Annotated in this window: 23 protein-coding genes and 1 pseudogene; 18 read left to right on the top strand and 6 right to left on the bottom strand. The window is 73.8% G+C overall.

Going from position 1 to position 26,273, the window contains the following annotated elements:
* The 9 genes from KIK05_RS45585 to KIK05_RS45545 form a co-directional block, all read left to right on the top strand.
* A partial coding sequence (locus KIK05_RS45585) for a GlnX family signal transduction membrane protein (protein WP_308250428.1) occupies positions 1–1,462 on the top strand: 1,462 nt, incomplete at its 5' end.
* Between the two features lie 13 nt (positions 1,463–1,475).
* On the top strand, positions 1,476–2,315 hold the full coding sequence (locus tag KIK05_RS45580; protein WP_250564557.1) for a glutamate ABC transporter substrate-binding protein: 840 nt from the start codon (positions 1,476–1,478) through the stop codon (positions 2,313–2,315).
* Positions 2,316–2,684: 369 nt separating this feature from the next.
* Positions 2,685–4,346 carry a TIGR04076 family protein gene (locus KIK05_RS45575; protein ID WP_214417178.1) on the top strand — a complete coding sequence of 554 codons (1,662 nt, stop codon included), beginning with the start codon at positions 2,685–2,687 and terminating at the stop codon, positions 4,344–4,346.
* Between the two features lie 45 nt (positions 4,347–4,391).
* A complete protein-coding gene (locus KIK05_RS45570; protein ID WP_214417177.1) occupies positions 4,392–5,405 on the top strand; it encodes an LLM class flavin-dependent oxidoreductase in 1,014 nt (337 codons plus the stop codon).
* Between the two features lie 103 nt (positions 5,406–5,508).
* A complete protein-coding gene (locus tag KIK05_RS45565) occupies positions 5,509–6,606 on the top strand; it encodes an alpha/beta hydrolase family protein (protein ID WP_214417176.1) in 1,098 nt (365 codons plus the stop codon).
* 188 nt (positions 6,607–6,794) lie between these two features.
* Positions 6,795–7,262, top strand: a complete 468-nt coding sequence (locus tag KIK05_RS45560; protein WP_214417175.1) for a nuclear transport factor 2 family protein — start codon at positions 6,795–6,797, stop codon at positions 7,260–7,262.
* Positions 7,263–7,484: 222 nt separating this feature from the next.
* A complete protein-coding gene (locus KIK05_RS45555; protein WP_214417174.1) occupies positions 7,485–8,852 on the top strand; it encodes a discoidin domain-containing protein in 1,368 nt (455 codons plus the stop codon).
* Entirely contained in the window at positions 8,852–10,054 is a 1,203-nt protein-coding gene (locus KIK05_RS45550; RefSeq protein WP_214417173.1) for an MFS transporter, read from the top strand. Before KIK05_RS45555 ends, KIK05_RS45550 begins: the two co-directional genes overlap by 1 nt.
* Positions 10,047–11,042: a TolB family protein gene (locus tag KIK05_RS45545; protein ID WP_214417172.1), complete on the top strand. Its 996-nt coding sequence runs from the start codon at positions 10,047–10,049 to the stop codon at positions 11,040–11,042. The genes KIK05_RS45550 and KIK05_RS45545 overlap by 8 nt, the downstream gene beginning before the upstream one ends.
* 112 nt (positions 11,043–11,154) lie before the next feature.
* Here the strand turns inward: KIK05_RS45545 and KIK05_RS45540 are convergent, their stop codons facing one another.
* A complete protein-coding gene (locus tag KIK05_RS45540) occupies positions 11,155–11,586 on the bottom strand; it encodes an Lrp/AsnC family transcriptional regulator (protein ID WP_214417183.1) in 432 nt (143 codons plus the stop codon).
* A gap of 146 nt (positions 11,587–11,732) precedes the next feature.
* Here KIK05_RS45540 and KIK05_RS45535 point away from each other — a divergent pair, with 146 nt between their 5' ends.
* Positions 11,733–12,611, top strand: coding sequence for a tryptophan 2,3-dioxygenase (locus KIK05_RS45535; protein ID WP_214417171.1), 879 nt, complete (start codon positions 11,733–11,735; stop codon positions 12,609–12,611).
* Between the two features lie 101 nt (positions 12,612–12,712).
* Here KIK05_RS45535 and KIK05_RS45530 read toward each other — a convergent pair whose 3' ends face one another.
* Positions 12,713–13,339 carry a helix-turn-helix domain-containing protein gene (locus tag KIK05_RS45530; RefSeq protein WP_214417170.1) on the bottom strand — a complete coding sequence of 209 codons (627 nt, stop codon included), beginning with the start codon at positions 13,337–13,339 and terminating at the stop codon, positions 12,713–12,715.
* A gap of 188 nt (positions 13,340–13,527) precedes the next feature.
* On the opposite strand from KIK05_RS45530, the gene KIK05_RS45525 reads away from it, so the two are divergent.
* The 8 genes from KIK05_RS45525 to KIK05_RS45490 all read left to right on the top strand — a co-directional run bounded on the left by KIK05_RS45525 (position 13,528) and on the right by KIK05_RS45490 (position 22,831).
* Positions 13,528–14,058 carry a (2Fe-2S)-binding protein gene (locus tag KIK05_RS45525; protein WP_214417182.1) on the top strand — a complete coding sequence of 177 codons (531 nt, stop codon included), beginning with the start codon at positions 13,528–13,530 and terminating at the stop codon, positions 14,056–14,058.
* Entirely contained in the window at positions 14,055–15,041 is a 987-nt protein-coding gene (locus tag KIK05_RS45520) for an FAD binding domain-containing protein (protein ID WP_214417169.1), read from the top strand. Before KIK05_RS45525 ends, KIK05_RS45520 begins: the two co-directional genes overlap by 4 nt.
* Entirely contained in the window at positions 15,038–17,116 is a 2,079-nt protein-coding gene (locus KIK05_RS45515) for a xanthine dehydrogenase family protein molybdopterin-binding subunit (RefSeq protein WP_214417168.1), read from the top strand. The genes KIK05_RS45520 and KIK05_RS45515 overlap by 4 nt, the downstream gene beginning before the upstream one ends.
* An 8-nt stretch (positions 17,117–17,124) precedes the next feature.
* On the top strand, positions 17,125–19,053 hold the full coding sequence (locus KIK05_RS45510; protein WP_214417167.1) for an FUSC family protein: 1,929 nt from the start codon (positions 17,125–17,127) through the stop codon (positions 19,051–19,053).
* An 80-nt stretch (positions 19,054–19,133) separates the two neighbouring features.
* On the top strand, positions 19,134–20,024 hold the full coding sequence (locus KIK05_RS49350; protein ID WP_308250427.1) for an ABC transporter permease: 891 nt from the start codon (positions 19,134–19,136) through the stop codon (positions 20,022–20,024).
* Between the two features lie 29 nt (positions 20,025–20,053).
* The gene (locus tag KIK05_RS45500; protein WP_214417166.1) at positions 20,054–21,115 is read left to right on the top strand and encodes a taurine ABC transporter substrate-binding protein; all 1,062 of its coding nucleotides are present in this window, start codon (positions 20,054–20,056) and stop codon (positions 21,113–21,115) included.
* The gene (locus KIK05_RS45495) at positions 21,102–21,899 is read left to right on the top strand and encodes an ABC transporter ATP-binding protein (protein WP_214417165.1); all 798 of its coding nucleotides are present in this window, start codon (positions 21,102–21,104) and stop codon (positions 21,897–21,899) included. The genes KIK05_RS45500 and KIK05_RS45495 overlap by 14 nt, the downstream gene beginning before the upstream one ends.
* 35 nt (positions 21,900–21,934) lie before the next feature.
* Entirely contained in the window at positions 21,935–22,831 is an 897-nt protein-coding gene (locus KIK05_RS45490; RefSeq protein ID WP_214417164.1) for a TauD/TfdA dioxygenase family protein, read from the top strand.
* Here the strand turns inward: KIK05_RS45490 and egtD are convergent.
* The 4 genes and pseudogenes from egtD to KIK05_RS45470 all read right to left on the bottom strand — a co-directional run.
* Positions 22,767–23,852, bottom strand: a complete 1,086-nt coding sequence (egtD, locus tag KIK05_RS45485; RefSeq protein WP_308250426.1) for an L-histidine N(alpha)-methyltransferase — start codon at positions 23,850–23,852, stop codon at positions 22,767–22,769. The genes KIK05_RS45490 and egtD overlap by 65 nt on opposite strands.
* A 55-nt stretch (positions 23,853–23,907) precedes the next feature.
* Positions 23,908–24,618 (bottom strand): ergothioneine biosynthesis protein EgtC, encoded by a 711-nt coding sequence (gene egtC / locus KIK05_RS45480; protein ID WP_214417163.1) that lies wholly within the window; start codon positions 24,616–24,618, stop codon positions 23,908–23,910.
* Positions 24,619–25,902: an ergothioneine biosynthesis protein EgtB gene (egtB, locus tag KIK05_RS45475; protein ID WP_214417179.1), complete on the bottom strand. Its 1,284-nt coding sequence runs from the start codon at positions 25,900–25,902 to the stop codon at positions 24,619–24,621.
* A 104-nt stretch (positions 25,903–26,006) separates the two neighbouring features.
* Positions 26,007–26,273 (bottom strand): annotated as a pseudogene (locus KIK05_RS45470) (ergothioneine biosynthesis glutamate--cysteine ligase EgtA); the annotation flags it as partial.

The following is a 26,273-nucleotide window of genomic DNA, read 5'->3' as shown; positions in this document are numbered from 1 at the left end:
CGGGGGCGGCGCGCCCCTTGCTCCGGTGGCCTCGCCCGGCCTCGCCCCGCAGCCGCCCGTCGCGGGGCCGCCCGGCCGGTCCGCCGCGCTGCGCCGGATCGCGCAGGTGCGCACCGTCCCCGGGCGCATCCGCCTGTTCGCGGCCCTCGCGGTGGCCGCCGTGCTGCTGCTGTTCGCGGCCGTCGCCGTCGCCATCGGCCACGCCAGGGACGGGCTCAACTCGATCGGCCACACCGCCGGGCCGCAGGTCGTCGCCACCGCCGACCTGTACTTCGCGCTCAGCGACATGGACGCCCAGGTCGCCAACCTGCTGCTGACCGGCAGGCAGGGCGGGCTCGGCCCCGGCCGCCAGGCCATGCTCGACCGCTACGACCAGAGCCGTGCCCAGGCCGACCGGGCCGTGCTGGAGGCCGCCGACCTGGCCAGGGGCGACGCCACCGGGCAGAACACCGTCCGGGCGGTGCTCGACGGGCTCGGGCGGTACGAGCGGCTGGCCTCGCGGGCGCTGGTGCTGGACGAGCGGTCACAGCACGCCGTCGGACCGCCGCCGCAGGAGGTCCTCGACGTCTACCGGCAGGCCACCGACCTGATGCGCCTCGACCTGCTGCCCAAGGCCTACAACCTGACCCTCGACAGCGGCACCATCGTCCGGCACGCCTACGACTCGGAGCTGTCGGCGATGGGGACGGGCCGCCTCTGGGTCGCCGGCACCGGGGTGCTCGCCCTGGCGGCGCTGGTGGTGCTGCAGGTGTTCCTCAGCCGCCGGTTCCGGCGCACGTTCAACCTGCCGCTGCTGGTGGCCACGGCCGTCGTCGGCGCGCTGGCCATCGCGGGCGTGGTGGTGCTGCAGCACGAGCGCAACGCGCTCACCGACGCCAAGCAGGACGGCTTCAACTCCGTCCTCGCGCTGTCGCGCGCCCGTGCCATCGGCAACACCCTGCACGGCGACGAGAGCCGCTACCTCCTCGACCCCCAGCGGGCCGACACCTACGAGCAGGTCTACCTCGACAAGTCGCAGGCCGTGATGTACGTCCCCGGCGGCAACCTCGACAAGTACTACGCCGCCCTCGGCCGGGTGGTGTCCGGGTTCCCGGCGAAGGTCGACTTCCTCGGTTTCTACGGCTCGGAGGCCGTGTACGTCACGCTGCCCGGGCAGCGTGACGCCGTCTCCAAGATGCTCCAGCTCTACGAGGGCTTCCAGGAGAACGACCGGCGGATGCGGCAGCTGGCCACCGGCGGCGACCGGCAGGGCGCCGTGAGGCAGGCGATGGGCCCGGCCTTCGGGCAGTACGACGCCGCCCTGGTCGAGCTCACCACGCTGCACCGCAAAGCGTTCGACGCCGCGGTGCGCACCGGCGACGGCGCCCTCGGCGGCTGGAACGTCGTGCCGCCGGCCGCCGCGCTCGCCGCCGCCCTGCTGATCCTCATCGGTGTCCGGCCACGGCTCGCCGAGTACCGCTGAAGGGAACGTCTTGATGGTCACGCTGACTCGCATGCTCCGCCCGCGGGGCGGGGACGGCCGCAGGGCCGCCGCCGGGATGCTCGCGGTGGCGGCGCTGCTCCCGCTCGCCGCGGGCTGCGCCGCAGGCACGTCGATCCTCGACAAGGACACCCTCGTCATCGGGGTGAAGGCCGACCAGCCGCACCTCGGCGAGAAGACGCCGAACGGCCGCTACGAGGGGTTCGACGTCGACGTCGCCTCCTATGTCGCCCGCAAGCTGGGCAAACCCGTGCGGTTCGTCACGGCGCCCTCCTCCGACCGCGAGAAGATGCTGGCCCAGGGGACGGTCGACCTCATCTTCGCCACCTACTCCATCACCCCCGAACGCAAGACCAAGGTCTCCTTCGGCGGGCCCTACTACGTCGCCCACCAGGACACCCTGATCCGTTCCGACGAGTCCGGGGTGTCCAACGTGCGCGACCTGAAGGGCCGCAAGCTGTGCCAGGTGACGGGCTCGAACTCCTGGAAGCGGGTGAGGGAGGAGCGCAAGATCCCGGTCCAGCTGGTGCCGGCCGCCCGGTACGGCGAGTGCGTCGACGACCTGCGTTCGGGCAAGGTGGACGCCGTCTCGACCGACGACCTCATCCTCGCCGGCTTCGCCACCACCGGCACCAAGATCGTCAACGCGCCGTTCAGCGACGAGCGGTACGGCGTGGGCATCCGCACGGGCGACATCGACGGCTGCGAGGCGGTCAACAAGGCGATCACCGAGATGTACCAGGACGGCACGGCCAAGCAGCTCCTGGAGAAGTGGTTCGCCAAGTCCGGCCTGGCCCTCAGCTTCACCGTCCCCCAGTTCGAGGGCTGCGGCTGACCGGCCGCCCGGACGCGTACCGGTCGGTGTAGCAGGCCGGCCGGCTGGATGCGTTCGGGTCCGCCGTGCCGGCCCGGTGCAGTTGTGCCGGAGGAGTCCGTAACGGCCGGTGTGGTGGACCCGGCCGCTCCGCCGGCCCGGTAGCCAGGGCCGGTGGTACGAGGGCGCCGTTTCCGTTTGCCGGGCTGCCGGAGGCGAGCCCGCCGGCCCGTGGTGCTGGGGGCCGACAGGGTGAAATTTCGTGAACAGGGGGATCCGTCGCCGTGCGGCGGATGCGGCGGGTTCGTGCTGACCGGCGTATAGTGCCGGTGAACAAGCTGTGCTCTTGTTCATGAACTTCGGGTCATCTTGTGGAACGGGGCCGGCCGCATGGGCGACATCGTCATCGTCAACTGCACTGTGGCCGACGGCCGGGCGGCCTCGGGCGTGGGGCCGGTCGCGGACGCGGCGGTGCTCGTGCGGGGCGACCGCATCGCCGCCGTGGGCCCCCGCGAGGAGATCCTCAAGGGTGCCGGCGATGCCAGGCGCGTCGACCTGGGCGGGGCCTACCTCACGCCGGGCCTGGTCAACATGCACACCCACCTGTCGCTGTCGCTGCCCGGCGCCGGGGGAGACGGCGTCAAGGGCATGGGCCCGCACGAGCTCGCGCTGTACATGGCCGACGGCGCCCGCCGCACCCTGCACTGCGGGGTCACCACCGTCAGGTGCGTCGCCGAGAAGGACCACGCCGACTTCGCGCTGCGCCGGGCCATCGACTCCGGCCGGGTGCCGGGGCCGCGCGTCTTCACCGCCGGCCGCGCGCTGGTCTGCACCGGCGGCCACGGCCACGAGGGCACCGACACCCTCGAATGCGACGGCCCGGACGGCTTCCGCCGCGGCACCCGCGCCCAGATCAGGGCGGGCGCCGACCTGATCAAGGTCATGATCTCGGGCGGCATCGCCGGGGAGCACGAACGCATCGACACCCCGCAGCTGTTCGCCGACGAGATGGCGGCGGTGCTCTCCACCGCGCACGCCTGGGGCCGTAAGGTCACCGCGCACGCCGGCCCCGCCGCCGTCATCGCCGAGGCCGTCCGCCTCGGCCTCGACTGCGTCGAGCACGGCTACGAGCTCACGCCCGAGGTGGCGGCGCTGATGGCCGAGCGCGGCACCGCCCTGGTGCCCACCCTTCTCGTCACGCGCTGCAAGGAGTTCTTCGACGAGCTCGGCGTCCCCGAGTGGATGCAGTGCCGTTCCCTCGGGGCCGGGCCGAGGCACCTGGAGAGTTACGCCATGGCCCTGGCCGCGGGCGTCGAGGTGCTGCTCGGCAGCGACATGCCGCCGTTCTGGGACTTCGAGGGCACCAACGCGACGGTGCGGGAGCTGGAGCACATGTCCGACTCCGGCCTCGGGCCCGCCCGCGCCCTGTACGCCGCCACGCTCGGGCCGGCGCGGTGGCTCGGCGCCGACGCCGACCTCGGCACGGTCGAACCCGGCAGGTACGCCGACCTGATCGCCATGGACGCCGACCCCCTGGCGGCCACCTCCGCCTTCCGCACCGTGCGGTGGGTGATGAAGGGCGGCGAGGTCGTCCGCGACGACCGGGCCGCCGCGCCCACGGCACGGGCGGTCGTCCCGGCGGCCGGCGCGGTGGAGCGGCCGGACCCGGCCGAGACCATCGCGGACACCCCCGCCGACGGGGCCGCCACCCCCGGGGGCGAGCTCACCACGACCGGCGAGGGCGACATGGAGCTGTACGACCTGCGGGTGGTGGTCGACCGCATCGAGGGCAGGTCGGTCTGCGGCATGGAGGTCGGCGACTGCTTCGAGCTGGAGCGCAGCGCTCAGCTGCGGCTCCCCGACGGCAAGCACTTCTGCGTGTACGCGATGGCCTCCGTCCTGCCGTTCCTCGCCGCCAAGCAGCGCGACCTCGCCGACGGCGACTGGCTGGCCCAGGACTCGCTGTTCAGCTGCCCGGACCCGGAGGAGCGCCTGGTCATGCGCGTCGAGCGCACCCGCCGCCGCCGGATGGACTCCGCCGACCTGACCTGAGGCGGCCGGCACGCCCCCGTGTGATCTCGACCCTGAGGAGTTCCCTTGACCACCGCGGAGATCGGGCTCGGCCTGCAGAGTGACAAGCGGCCCGGCGACTACGCGAGGCTGGCGCGCCTGGCGGAACGCCACGGGTTCGACGTGCTCAGCGTCTTCGGCGACCTGATGTACCAGCCGCCGTTCTTCCCGCTGCTGGAGATCGCCGCGGCCACCGAGCGCGTACGGCTCGGAGCGGCCTGCCTGAACCCCTACTCCCTGGCCCCGCACGAGATCGCCGGGCAGGTCGCGTCCCTCGACCTCGCCTCGCGGGGCCGCGCCTACCTCGGCCTGGCCCGCGGCACCTGGCTCGGAGCGGTCGGGCTCGCCCAGCCGCGTCCGCTCGCGGCGCTGGCCGACACCGCGGAGGTGGTGTACCGGTTGCTGAGCGGCGACGAGGACGGGTACGAAGGCGAGGTGTTCCGCCTGGCCGCCGGCACGCGGCTGCGCTACGCCGTCCACCGGCCGCACCCGCCGCTGCTCATCGGCGCGTGGGGGCCGAAGGCGGCGGCGCTGGCCGGGCGCATCGCGGACGAGATCAAGGTGGGCGGCAGCGCCAACCCCGCCATGGTGCCGGTGATCCGCGAGCGGGTGCGGGCCGGGGCCGAGCAGGTCGGCCGCGCGGCGGACGAGGTCGGCATCGTGCTCGGCGCGGTGACCGTGGTCGACGCCGACGGCGCCGCGGCGCGGGCGAGGGCGCGCACCGAGGTCGCCATGTACCTGGCGGTGGTGGCGGACCTCGACCCCACCGCGGCCGTCCCCGCGGACCTGCTCGCCCGCGTGAAGGAGCTGGTGGACGCGGGCCGCGACCGGGAGGCGGGGGAACTGATCCCCGACGACGTCCTCGACCTGTTCGCGTTCTCCGGCACGCCCGAGCAGGTGGCCGCGCAGGCGCAGGCGTTGATCGATGCCGGTGTGCGGCGGGTGGAGTTCGGCACCCCGCACGGTCTCACCGACGACCGGGGCGTCGACCTGCTGGGCGCCGCCGTGCTGCCCCTGCTCGACCGCTCGGGCCGCGGGTAGGGGAGCGGGGCCGGCGTCGCGGTCCCGGCCGCGCCCCGTACTGTCGGACGGTGAGGTGCCGCCGCCGTACGGCGGCCGTCGCGTGAGGCGAGGAGGATCGGACGTGGACGTGCTGGTGGCGGCGGGGCCGGGGCTCGTGGCCGACAGGCGGCTGCTGGAGGGGACGACGGCCGCGGAGTGCGCCGCCCTGGGCGTGAACGGCCGGTTCGCGACCGCGGCGGACGTGCCGGGGCTGCGCGCGCTGCTCGCCGGCGCCGGGGGCGGCCGCGCCCTCGTCGTCCTGCCCGGCCCGGACCCGGCCGCCCGGCGGCTGATGGAGACCGCGGAGGACCACTCCCGGCGGACGGTGTGGCTCGACCTCGCCCGCGTCGGCCCGCTGCGGCCCGCCGGAGGCGCCGCCCACCTGCAGGGGCGCGGCGCCGGGGGGCTGGGCTTCGCGATCCGCCACGCGGTGCACCGGCTGCGCCATCCCGCCCGCCGGATCCCGTACGGCGACCACCCCGACCAGTGGGGGGAGCTGCGGCTGCCGCCGTCCGCGGGCGCCGGGGGGAGGGGGGCGCCGGTCGCGATGCTCGTCCACGGCGGGTACTGGCGCACGATCTGGGGCGCCGACCTGATGGACGCGCTGGCGATCGACCTGGCGGCGCGCGGGTACGCCGCGTGGAACCTGGAGTACCGCCGCCCGGACCTGCACGGATGGGACGCCACGACCGGCGACCTGGCGGCGGGCCTGCGCGTGCTGCGCAAGGTCGGCGGCCCGCTCGACCTCGGCAGGGTCGCGGTGATCGGCCATTCGGCGGGCGGGCAGCTCGCGCTGCGCCTGGCGGCCGACACGCGGGCCGTGGCGGTCGCCGTGTCGCTGGCCGGGGTCCTCGACCTGGTGGAGGGCGACCGGCGGCACATCAGCAACGGCGCCGTGCCGTCCGCGCTCGGCGGCTCGCACGAGGAGATCCCGGAGGTCTACGCGGCCTCCAGCCCGCTGGCGCGGCTGCCGCTGGGGGTGCCCCAGATCGTCGTGGTGGCCGAGTCCGACGATCCCGACCTGGTGGACTTCGGGCGCAGGTACGGCGAGGCGGCGGGGGAACAGGCGGTCTGCCTGGAAGGCCCGGGCGACCACTTCGCGGTCATCGACCCGGCGGCGTCCATCTGGAAGGCCACCGCCGAGGCGCTCTCCGCCCGGCTGGGGCCCGGGGAAGCGTAGAGCCTCCGGCCGCTTCCGGCGCCCGCTCGGCGGGCATACTCGCAGCTCAGTGTCCTTTCCGGGACTGCCGGCCAGAGGTTCCGACTTGTCGGAGAACGTACGTTCTCCTATCATCGGCCAGAGGGGAACGCACGTTCTCCACCCTCTCGCGGACCGCCCGGCCGTCCGCTGCGCGCAAGGAGAAGACGATGAACGCCCGCCCTCCGGTCCCGCCGTTCACCAGGGAGACCGCCGTCGAGAAGGTCCGCCTGGCCGAGGACGCGTGGAACTCCCGCGACCCGCGCACGGTCGCGCAGGCCTACACGCCCGACTCCTCCTGGCGCAACCGCGCCGAGTTCCTGCGGGGCCACGAGGAGATCGTCGCCTTCCTGGAGCGCAAGTGGGCCAGGGAACTGGACTACCGGCTGATCAAGGAGCTGTGGGCGTTCGGGGGCGACCGCATCGCCGTCCGCTTCGCCTACGAGTGGCACGACGACTCCGGCAACTGGTTCCGTTCCTACGGGAACGAGAACTGGGAGTTCGACGAGGACGGCCTCATGCGCCGCAGGCTCGCCTCGATCAACGACCTCCCCATCGAGGAGGCGGACCGCCGGTACCGCTGGCCCCTCGGCCGCCGTCCCGACGACCACCCGGGCCTGAGCGACCTCGGCCTGTGATCGAAGCGGCCGGAGAAGAATGTTAAGTAGGTTTCCTAACATATTGACAGCGGGCCGAACGGCTTGCACGATTTGGGGAAGCGGCTTGGCGCGGCGTCCTCCGCGGGACGTGACGTGCTCAGTGAACCTGCCCCGGCCGTCCGGAACGTCTCGTCGCCTCGCCCGCGCGGCGCATGACGTCCCGGTGTTCAGCAATGGTCGCTCACCCCTCAGGAGACAGTCATGTCCCCGCACCTCCCGCCCCCTCGCAGCCGTGCCCTGACCCCGGCGCGGTACGCCGCGGTCGCCGCCGCCCTGGTGCTCCTCGCCGCCCTGCTGACGACCGTCCAGCGGGCCTACGCCGCCGAGACCCTCCTGTCGCAGGGCAGGCCCGCCACCGCATCGTCGGTCGAGTCGTCCTCCTACGCGGCCAAGTACGCCGTGGACGGCGACACCTCCTCCACCCGGTGGGCCTCCGCCGAGGGCCACGACCCCGAGTGGATCACCGTCGACCTCGGCGCCACCTACTCGATCACCCACGTCAAGCTGTACTGGGAGGACGCCTACGCGACCGCCTACCAGCTGCAGACCTCCGACGACAACGCGACCTGGACCACGATCCACACCACCACGAAGGGCGACGGCGGCACCGACGACCGGACCGGCCTTTCCGGGTCCGGGCGCTACGTGCGCGTGCTGGGCACCGCCCGCGGCACCGAATACGGCTACTCCCTCTACGAGGTGAAGATCTACGGCGCGGGCTCCTCGCCGACCCCGACCCCGACGCCCACCCCGACCCCCACTCCGGGCGGCGCGTTCACCGTCGTCGCGGCCGGCGACATCGCCGCCCAGTGCACCGCGAGCTCCAGCTCCTGCGCCCACCCCAAGACGGCGGCGCAGGTGCAGGCGATCAACCCCGACTTCGTGCTCACCATGGGCGACAACCAGTACGACGACGGCACCATCGCCGACTTCCGCAAGTACTACGACACCACCTGGGGCAGGTTCAAGAGCAAGACCCACCCCGCCGCCGGCAACCACGAGAGCTACGACCCGGCCGGCTTCGAGGCCGGCTACAAGTCGTACTTCGGCGCCATCGCCTTCCCCAATGGCAAGAGCTGGTACAGCTACGACCGCGGCAACTGGCACTTCATCGCCCTCGACTCCAACATCTTCGACCAGACCGCGCAGATCGACTGGCTGAAGGCGGACCTCGCCGCCACCACCAAGGGATGTGTCGCCGCCTACTGGCACCACCCGCTGTTCAGCTCCGGCGAGCACGGCAACGACCCGGTCAGCAGGCCGGTCTGGCAGATCCTCTACGACGCCAAGGCCGACCTCGTGCTCAACGGCCACGACCACCACTACGAGCGGTTCGGCCCGCAGAACCCGTCCGGGAAGGCCGACCCCAAGGGCCTGGTGGAGATCCTGGGCGGCATGGGCGGCGCCGACCCGTACAAGATCGAGAACGTGCAGCCCAACAGCCAGTTCCGGCTGAGCGGCACCTACGGCGTCGTCAAGCTCGCCTTCACCGACACCACCTACTCCTGGCAGCTCGTCGGCACCGACGGCAAGGTGAAGGACTCCAGCCCCACCTACACCTGCCACTGATGTACGTCTCGGCGACGAAGTGGCCCCGGCTCGCGACGGTGCCGGGCAACGTCCTCGCCCTGGGCGCGGTCAGCCTGGTCACCGACGTCTCCTCGGAGATGGTCACCGCGGTGCTGCCGCTGTACCTGGTGCTGTCGCTCGGGCTCGGCCCGCTGGCGTTCGGCGTGATCGACGGGCTGTACTTCGGGGTGACGGCCCTGGTGCGGCTCGCCGGCGCCCATCTCGCGGACCGCAGGCAGCGGCGCAAGCCCGTCGCGCTCGCGGGCTACGCCGTGTCGGCCGCGTCCCGGATCGGCCTGCTCGCCGCCGGGACGTCGGTCGCCGCGCTCGGGGCGATGGTGGCGGCCGACCGCGCCGGCAAGGGGCTGCGCACCGGGCCCCGGGACGCGCTCATCTCGCTGAGCGCGTCCCCGGAGGCGCTCGGGCAGGCGTTCGGCGTCCACCGGGCCATGGACACCGCGGGCGCGCTGCTCGGCCCGCTGGTGGCGTTCGGCGTGCTCGCCGCGAGCGGGAACGCCTACGACGCGGTCTTCGTGACCAGCTTCTGCGTCGGCGTCCTCGGCGTGCTGCTGATGGTCCTGTACGTCCAGGACCGGCGCGAGCCCCTGGCCGGGGAGCGGCTCTCGCTGCGTCCCGTGCTGCGGAACGCGCCGCTGGTCCGGATGTGCGCCGCCGCCTCCGCCCTCGGCCTGGTGACGGTCAGCGACGCGTTCGTGTACCTGCTGCTGCAGAAACGCCTGGAGCTCGCGCCGGAGCTCTTCCCGCTGCTCCCGCTCGGCACGGCGGCGGCGTTCCTGCTGCTGGCGGTGCCGATGGGCCGGCTCGCCGACCGGGTGGGCCGGTTCCGGGTGTTCCTCGCCGGGCACGCCGTCCTGGTCGTCCTGTACGGGCTGCTGGCGCTGCCGGGCGCCGGAGGGTGGCTGGTCGCGGCGGCGCTGCTCGCGCTCGGGGTGTTCTACGCCGCCACCGACGGGGTGCTGATGGCGGCCGCCGGTCCGCTGGTCCCCGCCCGGCTGCGCACCAGCGGGCTCGCCCTGGTGCAGACCGGGCAGGCGGTGGGCCGGCTGGTCTCCTCGATGCTGTTCGGCGCCCTCTGGACGGCCTTCGGCAGCGCGGCCGGGCTGTGGGTGATGGGAGCGGGGGTCGCGGTCTGCGCCGTCGCCGCCGGATTCCTCCTGCGGAAGGGAGCGCGCGATGCCTAGAACGCGCGCGCGGGTGCTGCTCGCGGCCGTGGTGGTCCTCGCCGTCGTGGCGGCGGCCTACATCGTGTACGCCGCCCGCCGCGCCCCCCGGCCGTCCGCCGGCGCCGTGGACCTGGCCGGGAGCGGCCAGGTGCTCTTCCTGCAGGACGACAAGGTGGCCGCCGCCCCGCTCGGCGGCGGTCCCGGCGCGCGGACGGTGAGCGGGCTGACCTGCCAGCGGTTCTACGCGGCGGCGGGGACGGGCGTGTGCGTCGTCGTGCGGCCGGGCCCGGTGCCGGCGACGTACGCGGTGGTGGTGGACCGGTCGCTGAAGGAGGTGCGGCGCGTCCAGACCGCGGGGATCCCCAACCGCGCGCGGGTGTCGGCCAGCGGGCGGATGGTCTCGTGGACGGTGTTCGTCACCGGGGACTCCTACAACCGCGGCGGGTTCTCGACGTGGACCGGCATCCTGGACACCAGGACCGGCTACGCCGTGCCCAACATGGAGAACATCCAGCTCTACCTCGACGGCAGGAGGTACCGCTCGGCCGACGTCAACTACTGGGGCGTCACCTTCGCCGCCGACGACAACCGCTTCTACGCCACGGTCTCGACCCGCGGCCGCACCTATCTGGTGGAGGGCGACTACGGCAGGTGGCGGGCGCGCACGCTGCGCGAGAACGCCGAGTGCCCGTCCCTCTCCCCGGACGGCACCCGGCTGGTGTTCAAGAAGCGGGTGGCCCCGGAGGGGTCGGCCCGGCCGTGGCGGCTGCACGTGCTGGATCTCGCCACGGGGCGGGAGACGCCGCTCGCCGAGCCGGACAGTGTCGACGACCAGGCGGCCTGGCTGGACGACCGCACCGTCGTCTACGCCAAAGGGGGAGACCTCTGGTCGGTCTCCGCGGCCGGCGACGGCGTGCCCCGCCTGCTGCTGCGGCACGCCACCTCGCCGTCCGTCCCCCACGGCTCTCCCCGAGAAGGGGGCGTCAACCCCGACACGATCTCTTAATCGAACCCCGTCGGGCTGGCGCTGCGCTGGGGCGCCACCAGCGAGATCAACGCCCACCGGCGGGGGCTCCACGTCCCCGCCGCCCGGACGGGGCTCGCGGAGACCGGCCCGGTCAGTCCTCCACGGGGGTGAGGGGGCGCCAGGGGAGGGGGCTGGAGAGCATCATCATGCTGGAGGGCTGGCCGTAGGGGGCCAGGCGGTCGATCAGGTCCTCGAAGGCGGTCATCGAGGTGGTGGCGACGCGGAGCAGGCAGCAGGTGTCCCCGGTGACGCGGTGCACCTCGACGATCTCCGGCCAGGCGAGCGCCCGCTCGTCGCGCAGCACGCATCGCACGCCGTAGCACGACATGCGGATCAGGGCGCTGACCTTGCGGCCGGCCCGGCCGAGGTCGACGCGGGCGTGGTAGCCCGAGATGATCCCGCTCTCCTCCAGCCGCCTGACGCGCTCGGCCACCGCCGGCGCCGAAAGGTGCACCCGGCGGGACAGCTCGCTGTAGGACAGCCTCGCGTCCACCTGTAGTTCGGCCAGCAAGGCCCAGTCCATCGCGTCCACGGTCACGCTCCGTTACTCGGAAACCTGAAACCGGTCTGCACCTTTCATCCCGAAAGCGAAAGGGGCGAATCGCTACTGACTCATCATTTCACTAAAATTCTGTCTAAGTGAACATGGAGGTGAACTAAGGAGATGAGATGACGAGCAGGCGACTCGGCGCCCGGGTGCGGCCGGTCGGCGCGCGGCAGCGGGCCTCGCGGGCGGCGGCCAACCTCGGCGCGCCCACCCTCGACTTCACGTCCGGCACGCCCTACGACGAGTACGTGGCGGCGGGGACCCTCCACCGGCTCCAGCGGCCGGTCACCGACGTGCCCGAGGAGCGTGCGTTCCTCGTCACGACCCAGGTCATGGAACTCTACTTCGGGCTGATCCGCGAGGAGTGGCGTCTGGCGCAGCGGCTGCTGGACGCCGACGACGTCGCGGGCGCCACCGCGGTGCTGGACCGCAGCGTGCGGTACTTCGAGGCGCTCAACGCGGCCTGGCAGGGCCTCGCCTGGCTGACACCGGCGCAGTTCAACTCCTTCCGTGACGCGCTGGGGGAGGCCTCGGGCTTCCAGTCGGCGATGTACCGCCACCTGGAGTTCCTCCTGGGCAACAAGTCCGAGCCGCTGACCCGCCCGCACCGCCGCAGCCCGGAGGTCTACCAGGAGCTGCTCGACGCCCTCGCCCGGCCGAGCCTGTACGACAGCGTGCTGGCCCTGCTCGCCCGGCGCGGCTTCGAGATGCCGTCCGTGGAGGACCACAAGGCGGAGTACGTCCCGAGCCCGCTGGTCGAGGCCGCCTGGGTGAAGGTCTACGCCGAGGGCGGCCCCGGCGACGAGCTGTGGACCCTCGCCGAGACGCTGACCGACCTGTCGGAGCGGTTCTCCGACTGGCGCTACCGGCACCTGATGGCCGTGCGCCGCTCGATGGGCGCCAAGCCGGGCTCCGGCGGGTCCAGCGGGCTGACCTGGCTGGAGCGGAGCCTGCGCCGTGACGTCTTCCCCGAACTGTGGTCGGCGCGCACCGCCATGTAAGGGAACGCCCGAATCGGGTGCCTCAGACGCCTCCGACGATGTTCATGATGTTCTGTCCCACTTAACGGAATTGCGTCCCGATTCAGCGAACGGCGTCCGGTTCAGAACAGGCGTGGCGTCACCACCGACACCACCGTGGTGACCCGGTCGGTGTCGTTGTACATGCTGTGCGGCACCGTCGAACGCAGGTGGACGCTGTCGCCCGGGTACAGCCGGTGCTCGACACCGTCCACCTCGTACAGCAGCTCCCCGGACAGGACGTAGGCGAACTCCTCGCCGGCGTGCCCGTAGGCGTCCTCGCGCCGCCCACCGGGGGCGATGTGCACCAGCAGCGGCTCGAGCACGAGGTTCGGCCCCCGGGCGGACAGCATGCGGTAGGTCTGCTGGCCCGAGACGTACTCGGTGGCGGCCGTGGAGGCCCGGGTGAGGGTGAAGTGGGACGGCAGGCGCGCCACCGTCGCGCGGTCGTCGCCGCCCTGCTCGTCGTCGAAGAAGTCGGCCACGCTGCGGTCGAGGGCCGCCGCCACGCCGTTCAGCGCCGTCAGGCCGATCGAGGAGATGCCGCGCTCGACCTGGGAGAGGAACCCGATCGACAGCCCGGATCGGGTGGACAGGCCGCGCAGGGTCATACCGCGCTCCTTGCGGAAACGGCGCATGCGGGCGCCCACGGCACCCTGGCGCTCGCGGTCGTCGCGGTCGTCGCGGCCCTGGCGCTCCGATGTGGCCACCGGAAGACCTCCTCCAATCGAGCGGCCCGGCCGCGCTTTTCGGTCCGATCGAACATATTCCACAACAGGCGCGGCCCGCGTGCCAACCCGCGCCCACCGCGGCCCCGCCGCCGGCAGGCGTGAACATTTCGTGGGATAGCCCAGGCCGATCCCGGGGTAGGGAAGGCCGGGTGAAGGGCAAAGTGGACATGACCTGCGGCGATTCCTTTCCGGCCCCGGTCACCGTGGACCTCCGGCTCTCCGTCAACGGACGGCCATGTACCGTCACCGTGGACACCAGGGAGTCGCTGCTGGACACCCTGCGCGAGCGCCTCGGCCTCACCGGATCCAAGAAGGGCTGCGACCAGGGCCAGTGCGGCGCCTGCACGGTGCTGGTGGACGGCAGGCGGGTGGTGTCCTGCCTGACGCTCACCGTCGCCGTCCAGGACGCGGCGATCACGACGGTGGAGGGCCTGGGCGGCGACGACGCCCTCCATCCCCTGCAAGAGGCCTTCATCGAGCACGACGCCTTCCAGTGCGGCTACTGCACCCCCGGCCAGCTCTGCTCGGCCGCCGGGATGCTCGCCGAGGCGGCGGAGGGATGGCCCAGCCTCGTCACCCCCGGCCTGGCCGACCCCGTCCTGGACGACGACGAGATCCGCGAGCGGATGAGCGGCAACCTGTGCCGGTGCGGCGCCTACCCCAACATCGTGGCGGCGATCCGGCAGGTGGCGCGGTGAGGCCCTTCACCTACCGGCGCGCCGCCACCGCCAGGTCGGCGGTCGAGACGGCCGCCGGGTCCGCCGGGGTCATGTACCTCGGCGGCGGCACCAACCTCGTCGACCTCATGCGGCTCGGCGTCCTGGAACCGGCCACGCTGGTCGACGTCACCCACATCGCCACCGACGCCATCGAGGAGAGACCCGACGGCGGCCTGCGGATCGGCGCCGGGGTGCGCAACGGCGACCTGGCCGCCCACCCGCTCGTGCGCGCCCGCTACCCGATGCTCGCCGAGGCCGTGCTGTCGGGGGCGTCCGGGCAGGTCCGCAACATGGCGACGGTCGGCGGCAACCTGCTGCAGCGCACCCGCTGCTCCTACTTCCAGGACATCACCAAGCCCTGCAACAAGCGCCTTCCCGGCTCGGGCTGCCCCGCGCGCACCGGCGACCACCGCAACCTCGCCATCCTCGGCCACTCCGACAGCTGCGTCGCCACCCAGCCCTCCGACATGGCCGTGGCGATGGCCGCGCTCGGCGTGGTGGTCCACATCGAGGGCGCCGACGGTCCCCGCAGCCTGCCGATCCCCGGGCTGCACCGCCTCCCCGGAGACGAGCCCGACCGCGACACGCTGCTGCGGCCCGGCGACCTGATCACCGCCGTCGACCTGCCCGCCCTGCCGCTCGCCGCCCGCTCGCGTTACCGCAAGGTGCGCGACCGGGCGTCCTTCTCGTTCGCGGTGGTGTCGGTCGCGGCCGCGCTGGAGGTGTCCGGCGGCGTCGTCCGCGACTGCCGCGTCGCGCTCGGCGCGGTCGCCCACGTGCCCTGGCGGGTCGAGGTGGCGGAGGCGGCACTGCGAGGGGCGCCGGCGACCGAGGCGGAGTTCGCCCGGGCCGCCGACGCCGAGCTCGCCCAGGCGCGGCCGCTGCCGCTGAACGCCTACAAGGTGCCGCTGACCCGCAACGTCCTGGTACGCGTGCTGTCCGAGCTGGCGGAGGAGCCATGACCACGATCGAGACGAGACACGTCGGCTCCGCCCTGAATCGGGTCGACGGGCTGGAGAAGGTCACCGGCCGGGCCAGGTACGCCTACGAGCACAGCCTGCGCGATCTCGCCTACGCGGTGCCGGTGCAGGCCACCATCGCCCGCGGCGAGGTGACCCTGGTCGACACCACCGCCAAGCTCCCCGGCGTGATCGCGGTCATCTGGCACGCCAACGCGCCGCGCCTCGCCCCCTCCGACGACTCCGAGCTGGCCGTCCTGCAGTCGCCGAGGGTGGCCTACCGGGGCCAGTACGTCGCCGTCGTCGTGGCCGAGACCCTCGAGGAGGCCAAGGAGGCCGCCCGGGTGCTGCGGGTGGAGTACGCCGAGGAGGAGCACGACGTCGAGCTGCGGGCCGACCACCCCCGCGTGTACCGGCCGGGTTCCGCCGACGACCACCCCGACGAGGAGCACGGCGACCCGGACGCCGCCCTCGCGGCCGCCCCCGTCGTGGTCGACCGGACCTACAGCACCCCCGCCGAGCACAACAACCCCATCGAGCCGCACGCGACCGTCGCCGAGTGGAACCAGGACGGCCTGATCCTCTACGACTCCACCCAGGGCGCGACCATGCTGCGCAAGGCCGTCGCCGCGCTGTTCGGCATGCCGCCCGCCCACGTGCGCGTGATCTCGCCCTACGTCGGCGGCGGCTTCGGCTCCAAGGGCCGCCCCCACCCCCACGTGGTGCTCGCCGCGCTCACCGCCAAGCAGGTGGGCCGGCCGGTCAAGCTGGCCGTGACCCGCCGGGAGATGTTCGCCGTCACCGGGTACCGCACCCCGACGATCCAGCGGGTCAGGCTCGGCGCCGAACGCGACGGCCGGCTGCTCGCGATCGTCCACGACGCCTGCGAGCAGAGCTCGTCCATCGCGGAGTACGTCGAGGAGAGCGCGGCCTGCAGCCGCATGATGTACGCCGCCCCGAACCGGCGCACCACGCAGCGGCTGGTCCGGCTCGACGTCCCCACACCCTCGTGGATGCGGGCCCCCGGCGAGGCGCAGGGCATGTACGCCCTGGAGTCGGCGATGGACGAGCTGGCCGTCGCCTGCGGGGTCGATCCGATCGAGCTGCGCGTCCGCAACGAGCCGGAGACCGACCCGGGGACCGGGCTGCCGTTCAGCTCCAGGAACCTCGTGGCGTGCCTGCGGGAGGGAGCGCGGCGGTTCGGCTGGGCGGAGCGCGACCCCCGGCCGGGCGTCCGGCGCAGCGGCTCGACACTGATCGGGACCGGGGTCGCGGCCTCCACCTACCCGGTCTTCCTCGCGCCCAGCAGGGCCTCCGCCAGGGCCGAGCCGGACGGGCGGTTCACCGTCGACATCGCCGCCGCCGACATCGGCACCGGCGCCAAGACCGTCCTGACCCAGATCGCCGCCGACGCGCTGCGCGTCCCCTGCGACCGGGTGACCCTGCGGATCGGCGACAGCGCGTTGCCCGCAGCGACCCTCGCGGGCGGGTCGATGGGCACCGCCTCCTGGGGTACGGCCGTGGTGCGGGCCTGCGAGGCGCTGGCGGAGGAGCTCGGCCGGGCGGGCGGAGTCGTCCCGGCGGCCGGGCTGGAGGCGTCGGCGGACACCAAGGAGGAGGTGCGCGGGCAGGCGAAGCTGTCGCGGCACGCCTTCGGGGCCCAGTTCGCCGAGGTCGCCGTCGACGCCGACTCCGGCGAGACGCGGGTGCGGCGGCTGCTCGGGGTGTTCGCCGCGGGCCGCATCCTCAACCCCAAGACCGCGCGCTCGCAGTTCACCGGCGGGATGATCATGGGCATGTCGATGGCGCTGCTGGAGGAGAGCCTCATGGACCCGCGGTTCGGCGACTACCTCAACCGTGACCTGGCCCAGTACCACATCCCGGTGAACGCCGACGTGCGCGACATCGAGGCCGTCTGGATCGAGGAGGACGACCCGCACCTCAACCCCATGGGGGCCAAGGGCATCGGGGAGATCGGGATCGTCGGCACCGCGGCGGCGGTCGCCAACGCCGTGTACCACGCGACCGGCACCCGGATCCGGGATCTGCCGATCCGGCTGGACAAGCTGGTGCGCTGAGCGCGGGCATGAACGTGTTCGGGCTCTTCCGGCGTCCCGCCCACCGGCTTGCCGACGCGGCCCCCGGCTGGCTGGTGGAGACCGTGCGCCCGGTGCCCGCCCGGCCGGACCGGGCGGCGATGCTGCGCGTGGCCGCCTCGATCACCGGCCCGCTGCTCGCCGGCCTGGCCGCCGGGGGGATCACGCTCGGCCTGCTGCCGTCCATGGGGGCCATGGCCGCCGCGCTGGCCGACCGCGGCGGGTCCTACCGCACCCGGGTCCTGCGCATGGGCGCGGCCGGCCTCGGCGGCGCCACTGGGTTCGTGATCGGGCACTCCTTCTACGGCGCCGGCTGGTGGGGCGTGGTCGTCGTGGTGCTGGTCTCGGTGCTGTCCGCCCTGGTCAGCACGGGTGGCGCCGTGGGGTCGCTGTACGGGCTGCAACTGCTGGTCATGACGGTCATCGGCATCGGGGTGCCGTTCCGCGAGTCGCCCCCCGCGGGCGCGCTCGCGGTGCTGATCGGGGCGCTGTGGGCCGTCGTGCTGCCCCTGGCGGGCTGGCCGCTGCGCCCGCGCGGCGCCGAGGAGGACGCCGTCGCGGCGGTGTACCGGGAGCTCGCCCGGGTGATCGAGCGGCCTCCCCGCCCCGGCCAGGCCGAGATGCCGGACGCCGCGCTGAAGCAGGGCTACGACACCGTGCTCGGCGCCCGCTCTTCGGCGATGGGACCCGATTCCGAGCGCACCCGGCTGATCGCCCTGCTCAACCAGGCGTCCCAGATACGCAACGCCCTGATCTCCCTGGCCCAGGAGGGGCGCCGGCCGCCGCCGGAGGTCGCCGACGCGGTCCGCTCGGTGGCCGAGGCCCTGCTGGGGGAGGGACGCCCGGCCCGGCTTCTGTGGTGCGAGGCCGCCTCCCCGGCGTTGCGCGCCCTGCGGTCGAGCGTCGAGGGGGCCGTGGAGCTGGTCACCGGTGGTGAGATCACGGCCGACCAGCTCCCCTACGAGCGGGTGGGGCACGCCGCCCGGCTGCGCGCGGTGTGGCGGCGCATGACGCACGGCCACATGGCCCGCCTCTACACCTTCCGGCTGGCCCTGTGCATGGGCGTGGCCGCCGCGGTGAGCGAGCTGCCCTGGATCCAGCGGTCGTACTGGGTGATGCTCACCGTCGCCCTGGTGCTCAAGCCGGACTTCGGCTCGGTCTTCGCGCGGGCCCTGCAGCGGGGGCTCGGCACGGTCGTCGGCGCGCTGATCGGCACCGCCGTGCTGGCCGTGGTGCCGTACGGCCCGATGATCCTGATCCCCATCGCGATCTTCGCGGCGCTCCTGCCGTACGGGCTGCAGCGCAACTGGGGGCTGATGTCGACCTTCCAGGCGCCGCTGGTGGTGCTCCTGGTCGACCTGCTCACCGGCCTCGGCCCGAAGCTCGCGGAGATCCGGCTGGTGGACACGCTGATCGGCTGCGCCGTCGTCCTGCTCGCCGGCTACCTGCCGTGGCCCGCGAGCTGGCACGCCCACGTCGGGCCCACGTTCGCCGACGCGGTCGCCGCCACCGCCGGCCACCTGCGGCACGCCTTCCACCCCGGCTGTCCCCGGCGCGCCCTGCACGAGCGCAAGGCGATGGACGCGCTGGCGGACCTCCGCACGGTGTTCCAGCGGGCCGTGACCGAGCCGCCCGTGGTGAGCAGGCGCGTCACCACCTGGACGCCCGCGATGACGGCCCTGGAACAGGTGGCGGACGCCACCGCCGCCACCGTCTCGCGTACCGGCCACGGCGCGCCGCCGCCGGCGGAGGAGAGCGTGCAGGCGGCGGTGAAGGCGCTGGACGGCATCGCCGACGCCGTCCGCACCGGCCAGCCGGTCGGCGAGCAGCCCGAACTCCCCGACGACCCGGCCCTCGAGGGGGTCGTCACCGCCGTGCGCGCCCTGTGCGACACCCTGTCGGAGAAGGCCGCCCGCTAGCCGGCCTTGTCCGGTGCCGGGTCTTGCCATATTTCCCTCATTTGCGGTAGGAAATATGGCATGCGCTCCGGAGTCATCCCGTGACCTCCCCCGTCTCCTTCCACCCCGATCCCGCCGCCGAGCCCGCCCTCCCGCCCGCCGGGGCCGGCGAGGAGGAGGCCGCGGTGAGGGAGGGCCGGCACCGCCGGACGGCCGGATACCGCAGGGCCGGTGTGCGGGTGCTCTCGCTCGTCGTGCTCCTGGCCCTGTGGCAGCTGGCGGCCGCCCTGACCCGCAATCCGTCGTTCATCCCTCCGCCGCGCGCGGTCTGGCACCAGCTGGTGCTGACCTCCACCGTCCACGACGGGATCAGGGGCTACAGCGGCCATCTGCTGATCGAGCACCTCGGGGTGAGCCTCCGCCGCATCCTCGCCGGATCGCTGCTCGGCGTGGCGGCGGGACTGGCGCTGGGCGTGGTCATGGGCACCGTTCCCTGGATCCGCGTGGTGGCGGAGCCGCTGGTCACCTTCGTGCGTGCGCTGCCACCGCTGGCGTACTTCAGCCTGCTGGTGATCTGGTTCGGCATCGACGAGACCCCCAAGATCTGGCTGCTCACCATCGCGGCACTGCCACCGGTCGCCGTCGCCACCGCCTCGGCGGTGTACGGGGCACCAGAGGGGCTGGTCGAGGCCGCCCGGGCCCTCGGCGCCAGGCGATGGGACCTCACACGCGACGTCGTGCTGCCCAACGCGCTGCCGGAGATCTTCACCGGCGTGCGCCTGGCCGTCGGCATCGCCTACTCGTCGGTGGTCGCCGCCGAGACCATCAACGGCGTGCCCGGCATCGGCGGCATGGTGCGCGACGCCCAGCGTTACCTGCAGACCGACGTCGTGGTGCTCGGGCTGTTCGCCATCGGACTGTCCGGCCTGCTCATCGACGCCGCGCTGCGCGCCGCCGAGAACAAGCTCGTCCCCTGGCGCGGCCGCGTCTGAGCCCCGCCGCACCACAGAAGGAAGCCCCCATGGTACGACCACGCCTGCGCCGCCTGCTCCTGCTCACCGCCGCCGCCCTGACCGCGGCCGCCCTGACCGCCTGCGGCGACGGCACCGCCTCCCGCGGGGCCGCGGACGCGGGCGGCGGTACGGGCGGCAAGACCATCCGCATCGCCTACCAGGCCTTCCCCAGCGGCGACCTGATCGTCAAGAACAAGCGGTGGCTGGAGGAGTCGCTGCCCGGCTACCGGATCACCTGGACGAAGTTCGACTCCGGCGCGAGCATCAACACCGCGTTCGTCGCGGGCAGCGTCGACATCGCGGCCATCGGCTCCAGCCCGGTCGCCCGAGGCCTGTCGGCGCCGCTCCACATCCCTTACCAGGTGGCGTTCGTCCTCGACGTCGCCGGCGACAACGAGGCGCTGGTCGCCCGGAACGGCACCGGCACGGCGTCCGTCGCGGATCTGCGCGGCAAGAAGGTCGCCAGCCCCTTCGCCTCCACCTCCCACTACAGCCTCCTGGCGGCACTGGAGAAGGCGAAGGTCCCCGAGTCGGCGGTGAACATCGTCGACCTGGAGCCCCAGGACATCCTCGCCGCGTGGACACGCGGTGACATCGACGCCGCCTACGTCTGGCTGCCGGTGCTCGACACCCTCAAGAAGAACGGCAAGGTGCTGATCAGCAGCCGTCAGCTCGCCACGGCCGGCAAGCCGACGCTCGACCTCGGCGTGGTGTCCACCGCCTTCGCCGGAGCCCACCCCGACGCCGTGGACGCCTGGCGCAAGGCCGAGGCCAGGGCGCTCACCCTCATCGCGAGCGATCGGAACGCCGCTGCGGCCTCCGTCGGCGCCGAGCTCAACCTCAGCCCCGCCGACGCGGCGAACCAGCTCTCCCAGGGGGTCTTCCTCTCCCCGGCCGACCTCGCCGGCCCCGAATGGCTCGGCACACCCGGCAAAGTGGGCGGGCTGGCCCATGACCTCCTCAGCGCCGCCGAGTTCCTCAAGAGCCAGCAGAAGATCGACGCGGTGCCCGACCTGGCCACCGTCGAGAAGGCGATCTACACCAAGGGACTGCCCGATGTCCTCTCCTGACGCCGCCGGCCCGGCCGAGGACGCCCCCGCCGTGGAGGTGCGCGACGTCCGGCACGTCTACGGCCGCGGAGCGGACGCCGTCACGGCACTCGGGCCGCTCACCCTCACGGTCCCGCGTGGGGCGTTCCTCGTGCTCGTCGGCGCCTCCGGGTGCGGCAAGAGCACACTGCTGCGCCTCATCGCCGGATTCGAGCCGCCCACGTCCGGGTCGGTCCGCGTGGCGGGCGAGGCCCCGGCCCCCGGCAGGAGCGCCGGCGTCGTCTTCCAGCAGCCCCGGCTCTTCCCCTGGAAGACGGCCGGCGGCAACGTCGAGCTGGCCCTGCGCTACGCCGGAGTGCCCCGTGAGCAGCGCCCGGACCGGGCGGCCGAGCTGCTGGAACGCGTGGGCCTGCGCGACGTCGCGGGGCGCCGGATCTGGCAGATCTCCGGAGGCCAGCAGCAGCGCGTCGCCATGGCGCGGGCGCTGGCGGCGGACAACCCGCTGCTGCTGCTCGACGAGCCCTTCGCCGCCCTGGACGCCCTCACCCGCGAGCGCCTGCAGGAGGACCTGCGCCGGGTCGGTGCCGAGACCGGCCGTACCTGCGTCTTCGTCACACACAGTGTCGAGGAGGCGGTGTTCCTCGGCAGCCGCGTGGTGGTCCTCTCCCGCCGGCCGGGACGGATCGCGCTGGACGTCGAGGTCGGGCTGCCGCGCACCGGGCTCGAACCCGAGGAACTGCGCGCGCTCCCGGAGTACGCGTCCCTGCGCGCCGCCGTCGGCCACGCCGTCCGCGCCGCCGCCTGACCGAGCCGAACCGCCCACCAGCGAAAGGGACCCAGATGACGTCCACCTCCGAACACCCCCTCGCCGAGCTGACGCTGGACCCGCTCGGCCCGGCCTTCGGCGCCGAGGTCGCCGGGCTCGACCTCGCCACCGCGACCGACGCAGAGCTGGCCGCCGTCCGCGCCGCCCTCGTCGACCGCAAGGTGCTGTTCTTCCGGGGCCAGACCCTCGACGCCGACGGCCAGGTGGCGCTCGGGCGGCGCCTGGGCGAGCTGACCGCGTCCCACCCCGTCGTCGGGGCCCTGGACGACGACCACCCCGAGATCTATCCCATCGACAGCGCCGACAACGGCTTCGCCGACGTCTGGCACACCGACGTGACGTTCATGCCGCGCCCGCCGATGGGCTCGATCCTGCGTGCGGTGAGCCTGCCGCCGTCGGGTGGCGACACCAACTGGGCCGACGCCCAGCTGGCGTACGAGTCGCTGTCGGCGCCGGTCCAGAGGCTGGTGGACCAGCTGACCGCCGTGCACGACGGCAACCGCGAGTTCGGCTACTACCTGGCCCAGCGGCGCGGCGGCAGAGGAAACCTGTGGGACGGTGAGGTGGTCACCCGCCTGGAACCGGTGGAGCATCCGGTGGTCCGCGTGCACCCCGAGACCGGCCGCAAGGGCATCTTCGTCAATCCCGGGTTCACCTCCCACATCGTCGGCGTCTCGGAGGCCGAGAGCCGTGGCATCCTCGACCTGCTCTACGCCCACCTGACCAAGCCCGAGCACATCGTCCGCCACCGGTGGCGGGCCGGTGACGTGGCGATGTGGGACAACCGGAGCACCGCGCACTACGCCAACCGCGACTACGGCTCCGCCCACCGGGTCATGCACCGCATCACCCTGCGCGGCGACCGGCCGTACGGCCCACTGGAGCGCCCCGGTCACGCCGCCTCCCGGTGACCCGGTAGGAGCCGCCCCCTCCGCCCTCGCCCGGCACGTGCGCCAGGACCACGGCGAAGTCCTGGGCGGGGTCGGTGTACCAGCGGGTCACGGTGAAGCCGGCGCGTCCGAGCTCGTGCTCCAGGCGGTACCGGTGGAACTTGACGCTGATCTCCGTGCGCATCTCCTCGCCGGCCGCGAAGCCGATGTCCAGGCCGAGGTCGCGCAGGCGCACCCGCATGCGCTGCCGGGCGCGCAGCCGCATCTCGACGCGGTGCCGCCCGGCGTCGTACAGCGCCACGTGCTGGAACGCCCGCGGGACGAAGTCCGCGCCCAGCTCGCGGTTCAGCACCGCGAGGACGTTGCGGTTGAACGCCGCGGTCACCCCGGCCGCGTCGTCGTAGGCCGCCACCAGCCGTCCGGTGTCCTTCACCAGGTCCGCGCCGAGCAGGAGCGCGTCGCCGGGGACGAGGGTGGCCCGCAGCTCGCGCAGGAACGAGGCCCGGGCGTCGTCGTCGAGGTTCCCGATCGTCCCGCCGAGGAAGACGACCAGCCTGCGGCCGAAGGCCGGCAGCAGCGCCAGATGCCGCTCGAAGTCCGCGCACACCGCCCAGACGGCCAGGGCGGGGTGGTCCTCGGCCACCCGGCGGGCGGCGGCGTCCAGCGTGACCGCGTCGACGTCGACGGGCGAGTACGTCTTGAGGGTGCCCGCCGCGCTCAGCGCGTCCAGCAGGATCACGCTCTTCTCGCTGGTTCCCGAGCCCAGCTCGACCAAGGTCTCCGCCGCCGTCAGCCGGGCGATCTCGGCGGCGTTCTCGCGCAGGACGGCCGTCTCGCGGCGCGTCTGGTAGTACTCCGGCAGCCGGGTGATCCGCGTGAACAGCTCGCTTCCCGTGGCGTCGTAGAACCACTTGGGCGGCAGCCACTTGGGCGTCGCGGTGAGCCCGGCCCGGGCGTCGCGGGCGAGGGCCGCGCGGAGGTCGCCGGGCTCGAGGTGACGGGCGGTGTAGTGGAACGGCAGAGGGATCTGTGTGACCGACACTCGGGCCTCCTTGTGTGACGGTGGGACGGGGGCTGGGATCGGTGCCGCGGACCGGTCAGAGCGGGTCCACCCTTACGCCGCCGGGGCCGGCGTGGACGATGTGCCGGTCGGGGACCGCGCACCAGCCGGGCCGATCGTCCAGGGGCTCGCTCGCGACCAGCAGCCCCTCTCCCCGGTGGGTGAAGAGCGTCTCGTTCCAGGCGGTCGCCACGACGGCGCCGCCGTCGGCCACCAGCAGGTTCAGCCGCGCGTCCGGGTCGGCGGCGGCGGCGCCGGTGACCACGTCGGCCACCGCGTCGGCCAGCCCGCCGCCGGAGGCGAGCCGCGCGAAGACCGCCGCCGCCAGCCACGCCGAGTCGCAGACGCTCTCGGGTTCACGGCCGTCGGCGAGGTCCCTGACGGCCTTGCGCTCCACCCGCCCGTTGTGGCTGAGCAGCCACCGCCCCTCCGAGAAGGGCGCGGTGGCCGACTCCTCCACCGGCATCCCGGGGGTCGCCGACCGTACCGCGGCGACCAGGCAGGCCGACCGGGCGCAGGTGGCGAGGGCGGGCACGTTGGCGTCGGTCCAGATGGGGACCGTGCGGCGGTAGCGCACCGGCTCCTCCAGTCCCGGGTCGTACCAGCCGAACCCGAAGCCGTCGGCGTTGACGCGGCCGCACCGCTGCAGGCGGGGCGCGTACGACTGCCGCAGCAGGCCGTGGGCGGGCTCCAGGAGCAGCGGCCCCAGCCGGCGGGGAGCGCCGAGCCAGGCCGCGTGGCGGCACATCTAGACCTCCTCCGGCGCGGCGGAGCGCGCGCACCGGAACCCCGCGAAGATCTGCCGCCGGGACGGATAGTCCCAGTTGCGGAAGGTGGTCCTGATCGCGACCGGGTGCGTGGCCCACGACCCGCCGCGCAGGACACGGTAGGTGTGGCCGAAGAACACCTCGCTGTACTCCCGGTAGGGGAAGCTGCGGAAGCCGGGATAGGGCTCGAACCACGAGGCGGTCCACTCCCAGACGTCCCCGATCATCTGCTCGGCGCCGTAGGCGCTCGCCCCGGCCGGGTAGGCGCCCACCGGCGCGGGCCGCGAGGCGCGGTGGCCGAGGTTGGCGTGCCCCGGCCCCGGCTCGGCGTCCCCCCAGGGGTGGGCGCGCGCCCGGCCGAGGTCCGGATCCCAGCCGCAGGCCTTCTCCCACTCGGCCTCGGTGGGCAGCCTGCGGCCCGCCCAGCGCGCGTAGGCGTCGGCCTCGTACCAGCTGACGTGCTGCACCGGCTCGTCCGGCGGAACGGGCTCGGCGCGGCCGAAACGCAGCCGCCACCAGCGGCCGCCGTCCGGTGCCCAGAACAGCGGCGCGCGCACCTTCCTCGCGGCCCGCCAGCGCCAGCCCGCCGGCGACCACCAGCGCGGGTCGGCGTACCCGCCGTCCTCCATGAACGCCAGGTAGGCCCCGTTGGTGACCGGGAACCGGTCGATCCAGAACGCCGGCAGGCGGACCCGGTGCGCGGGCCTCTCGTTGTCGTAGGCCCAGGGGCAGGCGCCGGTGCCGACGCGGAACGGGCCGGCCGGGACGAGCACCTCGCCCGCGTCGCCGGGCCGCCCGGGCGGCAGGTCGCCGTCGCCCACCAGGCCGGGCCGTCCGGCCAGTTGCAGGGTCGCCAGCATGGTCTCGGCGTGCTGGTGCTCGTGCTGCAGGACCAGCCCGAAGGCGTACCCGTCCAGGGCCATCGGGTCCGGGGCGGCCAGGTCGGCGGCGTCGAGCACGTCGAGGACCCGGCCGCGCACCCCGGCGATGTACGCGCGCGCCTCGGCCGGCGGCAGCAGCGGCAGGCGCGGGCGCTCCCGCCGGGGGTGGGCGAAGGCGTCGTACAGCTCGTCGATCTCCGGGCGGAGCGGGGTGACGCCGGCGAGCTCGCGCAGCACCCACAGCTCCTCGTAGTTGCCGACGTGCGCCAGGTCCCACACCAGCGGCGACATCAGCGTGGAATGCTGGCGCACCAGCAGTTCGTCGTCGGCGTCGGTGTAGGCCAGCGACCGGGCGCGCACCTGCTCCAGGCGCGCGGCGATCAGCTCCTTGCCGCGCCAGGCGCAGGCGCGGTCGGCGGGGGCGGCGGACGGTTCCCGGTTCCCGGCGGCGCCGTCCGGGGGCGCGCCGGGCCGCGGCTCGCGGGCGCTCACGCCGGTACCTCCTCGTCGAGCCACCCCGGGACGGGTACGCCCCGCTCGTGGCAGGCCAGCAGGTCGAAGGCGGGGGAGCGGCCCGGTGTCACGTAGCGGTCGGCGAAGGCCTCGACCTCGGCCACCAGCGCCGGATCGGCGCCGAGCCGGGGCAGCGCCGCGGCGGCGGCGCGGAAGCAGGCCTCGGCCGCCCGCCGCAGCCGCGGGTCCCCGAGGCCGGCGTGCGCCGCCTGCCACCAGCGGCCGGCGAAGGGCTCGGCCTC

This window comes from Sphaerisporangium fuscum (genome assembly GCF_018531465.1).
In the GTDB taxonomy this organism is placed as follows: Bacteria; Actinomycetota; Actinomycetes; order Streptosporangiales; family Streptosporangiaceae; genus Sphaerisporangium; species Sphaerisporangium fuscum.
Note: the sequence above shows the minus strand (reverse complement) of the source record. Positions and strands in the feature narration are given on the sequence as shown.